Annotated in this window: 1 protein-coding gene; it reads right to left on the bottom strand. The window is 64.3% G+C overall.

What is annotated here, in order from left to right:
* On the bottom strand, positions 1–406 hold a 406-nt coding region (locus QWI17_RS16600), incomplete at both ends, for a SulP family inorganic anion transporter (RefSeq protein ID WP_302723644.1).

The raw sequence follows: 406 nt of genomic DNA, 5'->3' as shown, positions 1-406 counted from the left end.
GACACCATGTTCGCGGCGCCCAATGCCACGCACTCGCGGTCCGGGTAGCCGCGGCTTTCGGTGATTTCGTCGGTCAGGTTCAGCGTGAGCAGGGTTTCCAGCAGGCCGACCATGGCCATCAGCACCGCGTAGGGGGCGATGATCTTGAGGGTTTCCAGGTTCCACGGCACATCCGGCAGCGCCAGCCCCGGCAAGCCGCCAGCGATGTGCGCCATATCGCCCAAGGTGCGGGTGGGCAAGCCGAGCAGATACACCAGCAAGCCAACGCCAAGAATCGCCACCAGTGCCGGCGGTACGGCGCGGGTGAGCTTTGGCAGCAGGTAGACCACCGCCATGGTCAGCGCCACCAGGCCGATCATCAGGTACAAAGGCGTGCCACTGAGCCAGTGCTCACCGTTCTTGAAAT

Origin of the sequence: Gilvimarinus gilvus, assembly GCF_030518155.1 — a bacterium.
Classification (GTDB): domain Bacteria; phylum Pseudomonadota; class Gammaproteobacteria; order Pseudomonadales; family Cellvibrionaceae; genus Gilvimarinus; species Gilvimarinus gilvus.
This window is presented reverse-complemented; position numbering and strand designations above follow the sequence as displayed.